This window comes from Pantoea sp. AG1095 (assembly GCF_003208415.1).
GTDB classification, from domain to species: domain Bacteria; phylum Pseudomonadota; class Gammaproteobacteria; order Enterobacterales; family Enterobacteriaceae; genus Pantoea; species Pantoea leporis.
In genome coordinates this window covers 1-14071 of record NZ_QKMJ01000011.1, presented here as the reverse complement: position 1 = coordinate 14071, position 14071 = coordinate 1, and the positions used below count along the sequence as shown (strand labels likewise).

The following is a 14071-nucleotide window of genomic DNA, read 5'->3' as shown; positions in this document are numbered from 1 at the left end:
TATTGTCCTGAGTGATAGATAAATTCACTCTATCTCTGCCGTCGCTTTGGCAAAATGCCGGTTTGTTCTGAGCTGTGCCGGAATATAACAATTGATTACCTTGGGGAATTATTGCGTTTATTTTGTGCGCGACTTGTCATTTCCACGAAATAGATCGTTCATCTGCGGGTCAATAAAGTAAATAAGATGTTATAAATGAGAATAGTTCTCTGGTATGGAAGTATGATTTTTTTTCATTGATTCATTTCTGCGATTATTTCTTTGCGCGATAATTCCTGGTCAAATGCCCACTGATTCGTGCCACTTTCCCCTCAAATGTACGGTTAAACCTTGTTTTTTCGCCTCGAAAGCCTTTTACCAAGCCTTAACCTAAATTCAACATGATGACTGAATTTCATCAAAACACATCCATAATTGAATTTTTACATTCTGAAATACCTATATCCCTAAGATTGCCAGGTTATTTACCGATTTATAAAGCTATTAACAAAAATAATTATCTTTCTTAGCAAGTGAGAGTCGTCGCGCCATGCTTCTAAATAAACCGACCACCAGACGTAAGTTTTTACTTGGGTCGCTTTTGGCTTTGCCATTAAGTGACCTGGTATTTAAGGGATTAACTGCGGCGCAAGCTGCGGAAATGGCAGCACCCGAGCTCGCCGACTATAAACCGATCTTTTTCAGTGCCGATGAGTGGCAATTTATTCTGGCCGCAACCGATCGCCTGATTCCAGCCGGCGGCAAAGGTAAAGCGCCAGGTGCACTGGAAACCAACGTGCCGATCTTTATCGATCAGCAGCTGCACAGCCCGGAGTTCGGGGCAGAGATCTACATGCAGGGTCCGTTCAACGTGCATGCGCCTGCCACCATGGGTTATCAAATCCCGTTCACGCCACAGCAGATGTACCAAACCGGTATCAAGCTGGTGAATCAGTGGACGCAAAGCAACTTCCAGAAACCGTTCCATGAGCTGTCACTGGAAGAGAAAGATGCGGTGCTGACCAAAGTGAACAAAAACGACGGCATTGACTTCGCCGCCCTGGGCGAAGAGAACCTGAAGGCCTCGCAGTTCTTCGGCCAGCTGCTCTCAGATACCAAACACGGCTACCTCGCTGACCCGATGTACGGCGGCAACAAAGGCATGAAAGCCTGGATTGCCATCGGCTTCCCGGGCGCACGCGCCAGCTTTACCGAATGGGTGAAGCAGCACAACGTGCCGTACCCGCTGGGACCGGTCAGCCTCCTGGGTGAAAGCGCGTAAGCACACCCCCGTTTTTGGTATGTGAGACAGGATTAACATGGCACAGATTACAAAGAAAGAAGTCGACGTCGTCGTTTGCGGCCTCGGCTGGGCCGGCTCGTTGATGAGTATTGAACTGGCGATGGCGGGACTCGACGTGCGCGCATTGGAGCGTGGCGGCGAGCGTGATTACCCGGATTTCGCTTATCCGAAACCGGCTGATGAATACGCCTACAACGTGCGTAACAAAGTGTTTGCTACGCCAAAAGAAGTGGCGGTTACCGTGCGTTACAACAGCAGCCAGACGGCGTTGCCGACCCGTAAATGGGGCGCGTTTGCGCCGGGAACCGGCGTGGGCGGCGCGGGCATGCACTGGACGGCGGTGCTGATTCGTCCAACCCCAACCGACCTGAAGCTGAAAACCTACGTCGATGAGGCCTACAAGCCGGGCATCCTGCAGGAAGATATGCGCGTGATGGACTTCCCGTTCACCTGGGAAGAGATCGAGCCGTATTACTACAAGTTTGAGCTGATCTGCGGTCAATCCGGCACCACCGGCAACCTGCGCGGCCAGATTCTGCCGGGCGGCGATCCGTTTGAGGGTCCGCGCTCTGAACCTTATCCGTTGCCTGCGCTGGAAGACACGCTGAACAACGTGATGTTCAAAGAAGCGGCCACCAAACTCGGCTATCATCCGTTCCCGAACCCGTCTGCGTGCGTATCACGCGCGTGGAAAAACCCGTACGGCAACCAGATCGCGCCGTGTAACTACTGCGGCTACTGCTCGAAATATCCGTGCCTCAACTACTCTAAAGCCTCACCACAAACGGCGGTGATGGATGCGTTGAAACGTATGCCGAACTTCTCTTACGAAGTGCATGCGGAAGTGGTGAAAGTGGTACTGCATGACGACCAGAAAACCGCCAAGGGCGTGATTTACTACGATGTGGACGGCAACGAAGTGTTCCAGCCGGCGAAGATCGTGGTGCTCTCCAGCTTCCAGCTTTATAACGTACGCCTGATGCTGCTCTCCGGTATCGGCAAGCCGTATAACCCAATCACCGAAGAAGGTGTGGTGGGGCGTAACTACGCGTTCCTGTCAAACGGCGGCGCAACCCTGTTCTTCAAAGACAAAAACTTCAACTCTTACGCCACCGCCGGCGCCACCGGCCAGATGTTCAACGACATCTCGCCAGGCAACTTCGATGGTCCGGGCCTCGGTTTCCTCGGCGGCGCCAAGATCCACAGCTCGCAAGCCACCGGCACGCCAATGGCTGCTGCGCTGCCGAAAGGCACGCCATCGTGGGGCATGGGTTACAAAGAAGGTCTGGAGGAGTGGTACAACCACTCCATGAAGATCAGCATCACCACTACCTGCCAGTCGTATCGCGATATCTATCTGGATCTGGATCCGAATTACACCGACCATCGCGGTCAGCCGTTGCTGCGCATGACGTTCAACTGGAAAGAGAATGAACTGAAGCTGCAACAGCACCTGAAAGGCATCGTCGGCAACATCGCCAAAGAGCTGAACCCAGACAGTATGAGCATGAGCTTCCTGCCAATGGGCGCGGACTTTGACCTCACCAAATACGTTTCAACCCACAACGTGGGCGGCGCGGTGATGGGCGATAACCCGAAAACTTCTGCACTGAACAAGTACCTGCAGAGCTGGGATGTTCATAACGTGTTTGTACCGGGCGGCAACGCCTTCCCGCAAAACTTCCAGGCGAACCCGACCGATACCATCGGCGCGATCACCTTGATGGCGGCACAAGCCATTAAAGAACATTATCTGAAAAATCCCGGTCCACTGGTACAGGCATAAGCGCATGAAATTAAAATCATTGTTAATCGCCAACGCCGTGCTGCTGGGCAGCTTTGCACTGCAGGCACACGCGGAAGATGAAGCTCAATTGATCAAGCAGGGTGAATACCTGTCGCGTCTCGGCGATTGTATGGCGTGCCATACCGTTTCCGGTAAAGGGGATTACGCTGGTGGTTTGGCGATTGAGTCGAATCTCGGCACCATTTACTCCACCAACATCACGCCGGACAAAGAGCACGGCATCGGCAACTACAGCGAGCAGCAGTTCTCCGACGCGGTGCGCAAAGGCGTATTGCCGGATGGGTCGCGTCTCTATCCAGCGATGCCGTATCCGGATTACGCCAAAATCTCCGATGCCGATATGCACGCGCTTTACGTCTACTTCATGAAAGGCGTGAAGCCGAGCAGCGAGCAGCCGCCGGAAACCGATCTGAGCTTCCCGTTCAGCCAGCGCTGGGGCATGCGCTTCTGGAACTGGGCGTTCACCTCTGACAAGCCATTCCAGCCAATTGGCGGCGCGTCAGAAGAGGTTAATCGCGGTGCTTACATCGTGGAAAGCCTGGGTCACTGCGGCAGCTGCCATACGCCACGTGGCCTCGGCATGAACGAGAAAGCGCTGGATAGCGGCGACGATCAGTTCCTTGCCGGTGGCAGCCTGAACAGCTGGGATGTACCGTCACTGCGCGGTCTGCCGCGCTGGAGCGAGCAGGAGATTGTCGATTACCTGCAAACCGGTCGTAACGATAAGGCCGCAGTGGGCGGTGAGATGAAGTCAGTGATTGAGCACTCCAGCTCGCACATGACAGATGCCGACCTGAAAGCGATCGCGGCTTACCTGAAGTTCCTTGGTGGTAATCCGCCGCTGCAGGCGTACAACGTGCAGAAGCAGCAGGCAACCGAAGCGAAACTGACCGCTGCGAAAGGCTTGTCGGAAGGTGAGCGTCTGTATATCGACAACTGCGGCGCCTGCCACTTTGTCACCGGTAAAGGTGCGCCGGGGATCTTCCCGGAGCTGGATCAGGCGACCATCGTCAATGCCAGGGATCCAAGTGGTTTGATCCACACCATTCTGGCCGGTGCGCAGCAGCCATCGACCGAGAAGGCGCCATCAACGCTGGCAATGCCAGGTTTTGCTAAGCGTCTGGATGATGATCAAGTGGCTAAACTGGCGACCTTCATTCGTCAGGGTTGGAGCAACAGTGCGCCAGCGGTGACGAAAGATCAGGTAGCAGAAGTGCGTAAAACGTTGAAAGGTGAATAAATCGCTTAAAACTGCGCGATAAACCGCGCCGCTACGGATAGGCGCAAATACCGTAGCGGCGCAATTCATTGCGCGTCTTCAACGTGGTCTCAATGATAATTGTGAATCACTTCTAACACGCCATTAATCACGAACTGCACGCCCATACACACCAGCAAAAAGCCCATCAGACGTGAAATCGCTTCGATGCCACCTTTACCAACCAGCTTCATGATGGCGCCCGAACTGCGCAGCGAAATCCACAAAATCACCGACACGGCCAAAAACGTCAGCACCGGGGCGACGGCAACTACCCACGCCGGGAAATCTACGCCCGATTTAACCGTCGACGCGGAACTGATGATCATCGCGATGGTGCCCGGCCCTGCGGTGCTCGGCATCGCCAGCGGCACAAACGCGATGTTTACGGTTTCACGGTTGCTGTCGGTCGCGTCCAGTTCATCCTGTTTGTGCTCGGCTTCGACCGAATGCCCGACCGGTTTCGCCGGAAATAGCATGCGAAAACCGATAAACGCCACAATCAATCCGCCCGCCATGCGCAGGCCGGGAATGGAGATGCCAAAGGTGTGCAACACCGCGCTGCCGGCATACCACGCCACCATCATGATCAGGAACACGTAGATCGAGGCCTGCATCGCCTGGCGATTACGCTCCTGGAAATTCATCTCTCCGGCCAGGCCGAGAAACAGCGCCACCGTGGTCAGCGGATTGGCGAGCGGCAAAATCACCACCAATCCCAGCCCGATGGCTTTAAACAACTCCAGCATGAAATGTCCCATTTGAAAAATTATTCGATAATCGCACGGCTCGTAACGGCGCAATTTATTGCGCGTTAAGAGGATGGAGAGTCGGTCAAAACCGCGCGATAAATCGCGCCGCTACGGTGTGTGCGTTCATTGATTAGTGCTTCGGCGTATCCAGCGCCTCGATCAGCTCAGGGAAGAAATCCTGCAGCAGCTCAGGCGTCATCAGTTCGGGATAATTGATTAAATGCTCGCGAATGCGCTCATTCACATCCGGCAGCAGGCGTTGGGCGGCGTCTTGCGCACTGATCTTCTTCTGCTTCATCAGGCGCAGCACGTCATCCGGCAGATTGTCTTCATCTTCAACTTCATCCACACCTTCGAGATCGTCCAGCTCATCCAGCAGATCCATCAACGCTTCAATCTGCGGCGTGCGTGACTGGTATTCGGATGGCTGCTCGTTCTCCAGATAACGCAGCAGCGCGCGCACCGGTGAACCATCGGGTTCGGCAGGCGGTTCGTTGGCGAACCAGGTCAAGAGATCGTGCTGCGTCACCTGATGGACGTGATAACCGTTATCCACCAATTCATCGGCAAGGATATCGGCGGTATCGTGCTCAATCAGGCAAATGTGGGTGCGATTAGGCGTGAACTGCTCCAGCCACTGATAGATCTCTTCAATTACGCTGTCGTCGTAAATAAAGTGTTGGCTGAGATAGCTGTCATCCTGCTGGTGAACGCAGATGTGAATCTGGTCGGGATCGAAGTAAATCGCAATGTTGATGCCTTTCATGTGCGCTGTCCTGTGTGGTGCAAAATCTCACTATAGCCTCAGGCAGCGCAGATGAACATGGTGCCGCCAGCAGCATGAGCGACTGGCGGTAAAAATTAACGTAAATCAGCACGATCCAACCCATAAGCGCTGTCCAGTGCGCCCGGCGTCATCTGCGACAGCACCATCAGGCGATTCCAGGTGTTGATCACCGCGATACAGAACGTCAGCTCACTGGTCTCCACTTCGGAGAAGTGCGCGCGCACCTCGCTATACAGCGCTTCGTCGATGCCGTGATCGCCCAGACGCGTCAGCGCTTCGGTCAGCGCCAGCGCCGCTTTCTCTTTGGCGGTGAACAGCGGGGATTCGCGCCAGATCGCCACATGATGCAGACGCAGCTCGCGCTCGCCGTGCAGTTTGGCCTCTTTCACATGCATGTCGACGCAGAACGCGCATTGATTGAGCTGCGAGGCGCGCAGATCGACCAGATGCTTCAGTGAGGTTTCTAATGAAACATTACTGACGTTAATGGAGAGTTCGGACATGGCTTTGACCAGTGTCGGTACGGTTTTAAAGTGGTTAACGCGTGCAGTCATGTTTTTATCCTCAGGTCAGTCGTTTTTCAATGCGAAGGTGATGCGGGCATCTTAAACTTCCATGTCTGAGTGAAAAGGGTCAAAAAACGTGAAAACAGGTAGGGCATGGCGTGGGTTATAAAGAGATTTATGCGCGATATCGCCAGCAGATTCTTGCAGGGCAGCTGAAGCCGGGCGACCGCGTACCGGCGATCCGTACGCTGGCGAGTGAGTTGCAAGTGGCGCGAAAAACGGTGGAAGCCGCTTATGAAATCCTGATCGGCGAAGGCTATTTTGTCAGTCAGGGCGCGAAGGGCACGCGCGTTAATCCTGAACTGATTCTGCCGGAAAAAACCGGGAAAACGGCAGTGCCTGCGCCGCCAGTGAGCGCGTTAATCCAGCGCGAGAGCAAAGGCGAGCTGCGGCTTGGCATCCCGGCGCTGGATGCGTTTCCGCACAAAAAATGGCTGCTTATTTCCGGCAAAGCGGCGCGCAGCCTGCGCGCCGATGAGATGATTTTGCCGCCGGTCATGGGTTATCAGCCGCTGCGGGAAGCCATCGCCAGCTACCTGAATATTTCGCGTGGACTTAACTGCCAGCCGGAACAGATTTTCATCACCAGCGGCTATCGCGCCAACCTGCGACTGATTCTGGCGGTGCTGGCGCAGCCAAGCGACAAGGTGTTGTTTGAAGATCCCGGCTATTTCTTCGGGCAAAAACTGCTGAAGCGCATCGCGCCGAATCTGCATTACGTGCCGGTCGATCGGCAAGGCATGGATGTGGATTATCTGCTGCGCTATCACGCCGATGCGCGTTTCGCCATCGTCACGCCTACGCATCACAGCCCGCTGGCGGTAACCTTATCGCTGCCGCGCAAACATCAACTGCTGGAGTGGGCACAGTACAATGACAGCTGGATTATTGAAGATGATTACGACGGCGAGTTTCACTACACGCGCAAAGTGATTCCGGCGCTGAAAAGCCTGGATGTGCACGATCGGGTGATTTACACCGGCACCTTCAGCAAAACCATGATGCCGGCGATGCGCGTGGGTTATCTGGTGATGCCGAAAGAGACCATCGCGCGCTTCAGCGAGTGGGGGGAAATCCTTGAAACCGGTATGTCGCTGCTGCCGCAAAAGATTCTGGCGCAGTTCCTCAGCGAAGGGCATTTCTATCGCCACATCAAAAAGATGCGCACGCTTTATCAGCAGCGACGTCGCATGATGCTGGATGCCTTGCAGGCATGTTTCCCGGATGTGTTTGATTTTGAACTGACGGATGGCGGCATGCACATTGTCGCCTTCCTGCCGCATGGCACGCAGGACACAGCGCTGGCGGAGATTTGGCAGCGGCATCAGCTGCGCGTATTGCCGCTCTCCGGCTGGTATATGCAGACGCAGAAACGCTATGGCCTGGTGATTGGCTATACCAACATTCGGTCGCTGGACCAGGCGCGGGAGTTGTTGCAGAGAACGGTGCTGGAGACGCGAGCGTTACTGGACTAAAGAAAAGGCGCGAGGGACAGCTCGCGCCTTGATATCGGCGCGTCCTTACATGCCGATATATTTTTTGCCCTGCTTTAGAACCACATCGCAGGCTTTGGTTTTCAGCTTCTCACCCATCGGCGAGTTGCTCAGGCTTTGCAAATTCAGTTGCTGACCGTTGCCGGTGTTAAGCAAGCCTTGCAAACCCTGCTGGTAATCGGTTTTCTGCTCTTGCGCGGTGGTGCTGTTCAGGCCGAGTTTGCTCAGCACCTGATCTTTTACCGACTTCACGTTGTTATCCACCACGTTGTGCTGCACGCAGTAGGACATCACGCCTGCAGCGTTGGTCATGCTGTTGGAACTCACCGCTTTATCGCCGCCGTTCAGCAGGCCGGTAAGCGATGAGAGCGACATGCCGCCGTTCTGCGTGGTGCTGGTGTTGCTGGTGCTGTTGTTTTGCTGTGACAGCTGCGATGCCGCGCTGCTCAGCTGATCCTGCCAGCTTGCCGCCGATGCGCTCCCCGCAACCATGGCTGCCGCGATGCCCCATCCCCAAATCATGCGTTGTACTTTCATCTCAACCTCGTTGTCTTTTATGTTCTGACTGCGTCAGTTTTGGTTAAGAGAGGTTTGAATTCGGAAAGTTCCAGTTAACCGGGCTGATTGGGGAAAATTGGGAGCGTTCTGGGTTTTAATTTTTGAACGTCGGTTGGCGGGATCGACGGTATAACAAGCAGTTATCCGTGAAATGCTGTTTTTTTCAACGCTTAGCGCACATCCCTAACGATTCCGGTTGCGCACGCTGTTCGTAACGGTATAATCCCCAACGTTTTCCGCATCCTCTTCAGTGCCGAAGTGGCGAAATCGGTAGACGCAGTTGATTCAAAATCAACCGTAGAGATACGTGCCGGTTCGAGTCCGGCCTTCGGCACCATTCACTTTAATTTCTTATTAAACAGTGAGTTAGACGTAAAATTCTATCTCTTATGTATGCAAGAAATGATCTAAGCTTTCACCAGAAATTGCCGCTTAGTTAGTAGTGGCAGATCTTCGGGAATACTATCTCATAGCGGCGTGTAGTTCCAAGCTTCAAACACGTACAGTTTTCAACTTGAAAAGCTATGACGCAGCCCACGCCTCTAAATATCCCAAAACAGTTTGATCGCACGCATTCAAGCCCGATGTGTGGCGTTTTCCAGCCCCAAAACAAGTCTATGGTGGTTCAACGTACCTGCATACGAAATGCAGGCTCTGCCAGCGTCTCACCGGCAGTTTCGGGATCGCAATAATCCCGAAAAGAATAATGAACAATGCGACCACCCGAGCGAAAACCGGGCGCTTAATGAAAAACTGAGCCATTTTACTCTCCGGCCTTCATGGTCAGTGTTGCAGGGGAAGCGGTTGAAATCACTGCCGCGACGTTCATGCCGTTGCCAAGCTTATCCATGCCCTGAACGACCACACGGCTGCCGGCAGGTAAGCCTTCGGCAATGCGGTAGGCGCCATGGATTAGCTCCCCGACACGGACGTTGATCTGGCGGGCCTTTTGCTCATTGTCAACCACCCAGAGTACAGCGTGACCTTCCTGATGCGAGACAGCCTGCTGGGGAACCATCAGCGCATCCTCATAATGCTGACGGGGGATCTCAACCCGCACAAACATGCCGGGCAGGAGTTCGCGATTCGGATTACTCACCTCGATGCGGACTATAACGTCGCCTGTCGCGGTATCGACGCTAATGCCGGAGAAAAGGATTCTGCCCGGCTGGTGATAGACAGCGCCACCGGGTAACAAAACCTTAACCGGCACGCCCGTCGTAGTGGCCTTCTGACTTGCCGACTGCTGGCGCAGCTGGTGGTAAACCCCGGCGGGCTGGTGGATGTCCACATAAATGGGGTCTGTCTGGTAAATGCGGGCCAGAGGAGTGCTGTCGCTGGCTGTCACATAAGCCTCTTCGGAAACCAGAGCCTGATCTATACGTCCGGATATCGGGGCCCCGACGGTGGCAAAACTCAGGTCGAGTTCTTTGCGCCTGAGCGCGGCGCTGGCCTGCGCCACATCTGCCGCGGCCTGGCGGGCATTCGCGATGGCCTCATCGAAACTCTGACGGCTCACCGCGCCCGTTTTCATCAGTGGCCGCAGATGGGCAGCCTGCTGTTGGGCTTTGTCATTGGCGGCTTTAGCACGCAGTAAACCGGCCTGCGCACTGGAGACTTCCGCTTCAAAAGGTGCCGCATTGATCTGGAAAAGAGGCGTCCCTTTTTTAATTTCTGCGCCCTGTTCAAACAGGCGGCGCTTAATGATACCGCTCACCTGCGGGCGTATTTCTGCTGTTTGCAGCGCGTTAACGCGGCCCGGAAGCGTCTCGCTGACCGCTAACACCTGTGGCTGAATCACCTCAACGGCAACCTGAGGTGCAGTGCTTCAGCTTCCGTAACGGCTTTATCATCGCAGCCTGTCAGCGCGGCAATTATGGCAACCAGAAGTAAAGGCAGAGAAAACAGTTTGAGGGACAACATGGGTTTCTCGTATTAAAGAGTGATGACCCATGTTACCGGACACGCGTTTATTCACCGTTGAGAGTGTGTTGAGATTGTGTGTAGAAGCAAAATGTTTTTCTCTATATAGGTACGTGTATTACCTGTGTGAAATGCGGGAGGCAAATGCAAAAAAATCCATATTTCCAACTTCAGAACAGCGTACGACCCGAGGGCATAATATCGCACCACTGTTTTTTGTAATACCAGTCTGGGTTATAGGCACCCAGAGAAAATATAAATTGCTTATCCAATGACGCGGCTAACGCTCTGGCGTACTGGATGTTTTCCCAGAGCAAAACAGAGCCGACCCCCATAGATTTAAACTGCGGGTCGATACCGCCATTAAAGTCCTCGAAGTAATACCATGATGGGCACTCAACTTTATAGTTGAGATCAAAAGCGCAGGGTGAGTCATTGATGAATAATATTTTGCCAAAGATCATGTCTCTGAACATGGAGAACGTCTCAGTCAGGATCCCGGTGTCAGTGCACTTAAGACTGTTTTGCCACCGCAAATCGAACAGGTGCTGATAGATAGCCGAAAGTTCAGCAGGGGAAAAAGAAGTCACATCCTCAATTGTTCCGCCCGCTTTTGTAAATCGTCGCACCTCTCCGGTACGCTTCTTAGCGGTTTTCACGGAAAAATCGGACTTGATGTGAGCCATTTTTTTCTTAAACAGATTGTGACGGATGCTGTTAAATATGACACCCTGAGAATGAGGTGATAACCGCTTGGTTTTAAAAGGAAGTATGACTGTTACACCCGCTTTTATCGGCAGGATAAGATCATCAAAAACAAAGGGAAGCGTTGAATTTTTATATTCCAGAGAGCCATTGACAGAAAACACGCCAGCAATGGGTTGCCCGTCTTGCCTTTTCATATAGTACTGAATACGGACGCCTCCACGCTCGGAAAGATAAGCGAGAACGCGGGGATGGGTGCACACGCTCCCCCCGAATGCAGTGTAAATCTGAGCATACGCAGAAAGCGTGCATTCTTCCCAGCCGGTATTTTTAAGTTTTAAATATGTTGTAAACATGCCTGTTACCTAAAGTGAAATACAAGGGGCTGCTTAATGATTTGTGCGCAAATATTTCATGACAGGCAAGGGTATAATTGATGAGTATTAAACAAGGGGTAAACAAATGCAGGGGTTTATTCTATAAATTGTCTTTATTAGCTTCTACACATGTTCTACACACAGTCTGAACTGATCCTCAATAATTAAGCACATAAAAGGTTCACTCACTAAATTAATTATTAGTTCGCAAAAAAATACAAATAAAGCTTGATCCTAAATGGAAAGAATTGTTCAAATCAGATTGTGAAATCAACAGGGTGGTAATGATTTTTAAGAATTACTTCCTGCGCATGGAATATAAACATAAGCTAAATGAAAAAGTTCAATGAAGTATCTACACTGTTGTTGAGCCTGGCGATAGTTATTAGCTTTATACTGGTCTGGTTTACGACCTGATAAGTGATTAAATCGTCAGTGTGGGATCTAACGTCAATCCTTAATTTATCTTTAAATTCACCATAAATAATTAATTTATTTTTGTGTTTTTTTTGGTTTTTTTGTGTTCGGAAGGCGTTCTGTTAAAGCTTTCCTTTGATCAACCAGAATGGAATGGCACTATCATGAAAAATATCCTTATTACTGGTTCAACAGGTTTATTAGGGGGCAGGGCTCTGGGTATTGATTATCAAAAGGTTTCCTATAAACAGCTTTCTGAAAGCAGAAGAACATTTAAGGATCTGTTTGGCCCGAGCAACGAACGGATCATGCTGCGTGCGATGAACCTTTACGGCCATTTCTCAAATCTGAATGTGGTGTTTGATAATTCTAAACTGCTGCAGCTTGGTATGAGTAAGCCTTCCAGGTTCACCGATTATCTGGATCGCTGCGTGCTGACAACGCGTGACGCGACAATTGCCGAACTGATGCAGGTCGATTTTAAATAGTCAGGTATCGGAAAAGCAATAAATACTGAAGCGTAAGTGGGGGCAGGGATCGATTTGTGTCGCCCTGTTCATTATGAGCAGGGCGTCCCTGGAATATCACAGTTTGCGAACAACGTTAACGCGTAGAGGGCTAACCTCCAGCCAGATTGCCACACAGATCCCCGCAGCGCGGAGGTACTCTCTGTAGCGCTCAGGAATCCCTGCTGCTTAACAAATCTGCGCACCCATGTGGAGTGCTGCCATAGCGTGTCAGCCTGTGCCTGTGTGAGTTGACGGGCCTTGCGTGCCGTTATGATATCAGCCTGCAACACGTTGACCCTTGAGGAAATATTCGCATCAAGCAGATCTTCGATGATGCCTCCCGTTTCCGCTTTGACGTTACGCTGGGCCTGCAATGCCGCAGGAAGGGTAAGTCTGTGCAGATTTTATGCCTGCCATTGCCTGGCTGGATACCAGCATAATGAGTCCTGCTGTGAGATATTTCATGTATATGACCCTGTAGGTTTTTTTCGCATTGAATGTAACCTTCCTCCGGGGAAGAATGCGTGGGTACAGACCATGGTTGAGTGTCCTGTCTGATCTCACAGAGATAGGGCGTAATATTAAAACGTTTTGATTTCGGCTGTGAGCGAGATGCCGAAGTATGAATGTTTGTTTAACTCCACTGGCTTTTATCCGCTCTTATCCCAGTTCTTCGCGAGTTGGACCTTGAAAGTAGATGCTGCTTATATGACAACTACGTGGCTGAGTCAGCAAAAAACGAACTGTTTCCCAGACTGAGTGCCCATTCATCAGACGTTCCCCCATTCTGGATTCTGTATCAAAAGACGTATCTAACCCTGTAAGTTCGAAATCCGGTGGATACAACCCGGTCACACGTATGTTTTCTTCGGACAACTGCTGTGACAGTTTGGTGATAAACCCGCTAAACCCATGTTTGCTGGCGAAAAAAGCAGGGTGCGCAATTGAATCCGTAAAATTCGGGATCCCACATGAAGATATAATTGAGACGATATCAGCATTGTCTGAACGTCTTAACCCGGGCAGCAGAGCCTGAGTCAGTAGAATCGAACCTGTCAGACCTGAACTGACGGTGTTGATAATTTCTGTGTCAGGCTGATCGTCTAATCTCCCTGACAACCACTGAGCAGCATTCAGGATTAAAATGTCTATCGGCTTGTTTGAAATTAACAACTGTGAAGAAAACTGAGAAATGGATTCAGGCCGGGTTAAATCACAGATATACCCTTTTGCAATGCCGCTTTCAGCAGTGATGCTGCTGCAGGTTTTTTAAATATCTTCAGCCCGCCGTCCGCAAAAATCCACCTCTACCCCCTCTCGTGCCAGCCACACGCACAGCGCCTGACCAAATCACCCGCCGCCACCGGTAATAACAGCTCTTTTACCTCTCTGCATCTTCATTCATCCTTTTCCTGATGACTATGTGTGGATGTAGATATACATGAGGAAGTTAAGTGACATCTTTCAGTTAATGCCCTTTTTACATGAGGAACAGAAATAAGCTGCATTGCAAACTGTTTAGCGTGTGTCAGGGGATTAGCAATGTCCGCTTCTGGCTGTGAGTTCAACTGATGGATGCAACACATTGGTTAAAACGCTCTGCGGGTGATTCATAGTCTAACGTTTTTCTCGGTCTT

Annotated in this window: 11 protein-coding genes, 1 tRNA gene and 2 pseudogenes; 6 read left to right on the top strand and 8 right to left on the bottom strand. The window is 51.7% G+C overall.

Going from position 1 to position 14071, the window contains the following annotated elements; all coding sequences use genetic code 11:
* The first annotated feature begins 529 nt into the window (after nt 1-529).
* Genes DEU53_RS18820 through DEU53_RS18810 form a run of 3 tightly spaced genes read left to right on the top strand, consistent with a single transcriptional unit; the run spans nt 530 to nt 4329 of the window.
* Nucleotides 530-1261 (top strand): gluconate 2-dehydrogenase subunit 3 family protein, encoded by a 732-nt coding sequence (locus DEU53_RS18820; protein WP_110868049.1) that lies wholly within the window; start codon nt 530-532, stop codon nt 1259-1261.
* Between the two features lie 37 nt (nt 1262-1298).
* Entirely contained in the window at nt 1299-3068 is a 1770-nt protein-coding gene (locus DEU53_RS18815; protein ID WP_110868048.1) for a GMC family oxidoreductase, read from the top strand.
* Between the two features lie 4 nt (nt 3069-3072).
* Nucleotides 3073-4329, top strand: coding sequence for a cytochrome c (locus DEU53_RS18810; protein ID WP_110868047.1), 1257 nt, complete (start codon nt 3073-3075; stop codon nt 4327-4329).
* Nucleotides 4330-4418: 89 nt separating this feature from the next.
* Here the strand turns inward: DEU53_RS18810 and DEU53_RS18805 are convergent, their stop codons facing one another.
* From DEU53_RS18805 to DEU53_RS18795, 3 genes are all read right to left on the bottom strand, one after another.
* Nucleotides 4419-5096 carry a MarC family NAAT transporter gene (locus DEU53_RS18805; protein WP_110868046.1) on the bottom strand — a complete coding sequence of 226 codons (678 nt, stop codon included), beginning with the start codon at nt 5094-5096 and terminating at the stop codon, nt 4419-4421.
* A 133-nt stretch (nt 5097-5229) separates the two neighbouring features.
* Complete coding sequence (locus tag DEU53_RS18800; protein ID WP_101762216.1) at nt 5230-5865, bottom strand: hypothetical protein; 636 nt, start codon at nt 5863-5865, stop codon at nt 5230-5232.
* A 95-nt stretch (nt 5866-5960) separates the two neighbouring features.
* The gene (locus DEU53_RS18795; RefSeq protein ID WP_110868045.1) at nt 5961-6440 is read right to left on the bottom strand and encodes a carboxymuconolactone decarboxylase family protein; all 480 of its coding nucleotides are present in this window, start codon (nt 6438-6440) and stop codon (nt 5961-5963) included.
* A 110-nt stretch (nt 6441-6550) separates the two neighbouring features.
* Between DEU53_RS18795 and DEU53_RS18790 the strand changes: the two genes are divergently transcribed.
* Entirely contained in the window at nt 6551-7927 is a 1377-nt protein-coding gene (locus tag DEU53_RS18790; protein WP_110868044.1) for a PLP-dependent aminotransferase family protein, read from the top strand.
* Between the two features lie 45 nt (nt 7928-7972).
* On the opposite strand, the gene DEU53_RS18785 is transcribed toward DEU53_RS18790, so the two are convergent.
* Nucleotides 7973-8482 carry a DUF2501 domain-containing protein gene (locus DEU53_RS18785; RefSeq protein WP_101762213.1) on the bottom strand — a complete coding sequence of 170 codons (510 nt, stop codon included), beginning with the start codon at nt 8480-8482 and terminating at the stop codon, nt 7973-7975.
* Nucleotides 8483-8755: 273 nt separating this feature from the next.
* Here DEU53_RS18785 and DEU53_RS18780 point away from each other — a divergent pair.
* A tRNA-Leu gene (locus DEU53_RS18780) sits at nt 8756-8840 on the top strand.
* A 311-nt stretch (nt 8841-9151) separates the two neighbouring features.
* Here the strand turns inward: DEU53_RS18780 and DEU53_RS23330 are convergent.
* From DEU53_RS23330 to DEU53_RS18765, 3 genes and pseudogenes are all read right to left on the bottom strand, one after another.
* Nucleotides 9152-9265, bottom strand: a pseudogene (locus DEU53_RS23330) (efflux RND transporter permease subunit); the annotation flags it as partial.
* A gap of 1 nt (nt 9266) precedes the next feature.
* Complete coding sequence (locus DEU53_RS18770; RefSeq protein WP_110868042.1) at nt 9267-10304, bottom strand: efflux RND transporter periplasmic adaptor subunit; 1038 nt, start codon at nt 10302-10304, stop codon at nt 9267-9269.
* A gap of 292 nt (nt 10305-10596) precedes the next feature.
* Nucleotides 10597-11487 (bottom strand): transcriptional regulator, encoded by an 891-nt coding sequence (locus DEU53_RS18765; protein ID WP_110868041.1) that lies wholly within the window; start codon nt 11485-11487, stop codon nt 10597-10599.
* 602 nt (nt 11488-12089) lie between these two features.
* On the opposite strand from DEU53_RS18765, the gene DEU53_RS18760 reads away from it, so the two are divergent.
* A complete protein-coding gene (locus DEU53_RS18760; protein ID WP_233501814.1) occupies nt 12090-12413 on the top strand; it encodes a hypothetical protein in 324 nt (107 codons plus the stop codon).
* A 681-nt stretch (nt 12414-13094) separates the two neighbouring features.
* On the opposite strand, the pseudogene DEU53_RS18750 reads toward DEU53_RS18760, so the two are convergent.
* Nucleotides 13095-13772, bottom strand: a pseudogene (locus DEU53_RS18750) (SDR family oxidoreductase).
* Nucleotides 13773-14071 lie beyond the last annotated feature (299 nt).

What these genes read in the sequence shown, in the direction of transcription:
- DEU53_RS18800 (WP_101762216.1), bottom strand. Translation starts at nt 5,865, where the DNA reads ATGAAAGGCATCAACATTGCGATTTACTTCGATCCCGACCAGATTCAC.
- DEU53_RS18815 (WP_110868048.1), top strand. Translation starts at nt 1,299, where the DNA reads ATGGCACAGATTACAAAGAAAGAAGTCGACGTCGTCGTTTGCGGCCTC.
- DEU53_RS18805 (WP_110868046.1), bottom strand. Translation starts at nt 5,096, where the DNA reads ATGCTGGAGTTGTTTAAAGCCATCGGGCTGGGATTGGTGGTGATTTTG.
- DEU53_RS18765 (WP_110868041.1), bottom strand. Translation starts at nt 11,487, where the DNA reads ATGTTTACAACATATTTAAAACTTAAAAATACCGGCTGGGAAGAATGC.
- DEU53_RS18760 (WP_233501814.1), top strand. Translation starts at nt 12,090, where the DNA reads ATGAAAAATATCCTTATTACTGGTTCAACAGGTTTATTAGGGGGCAGG.
- DEU53_RS18820 (WP_110868049.1), top strand. Translation starts at nt 530, where the DNA reads ATGCTTCTAAATAAACCGACCACCAGACGTAAGTTTTTACTTGGGTCG.
- DEU53_RS18795 (WP_110868045.1), bottom strand. Translation starts at nt 6,440, where the DNA reads ATGACTGCACGCGTTAACCACTTTAAAACCGTACCGACACTGGTCAAA.
- DEU53_RS18785 (WP_101762213.1), bottom strand. Translation starts at nt 8,482, where the DNA reads ATGAAAGTACAACGCATGATTTGGGGATGGGGCATCGCGGCAGCCATG.
- DEU53_RS18810 (WP_110868047.1), top strand. Translation starts at nt 3,073, where the DNA reads ATGAAATTAAAATCATTGTTAATCGCCAACGCCGTGCTGCTGGGCAGC.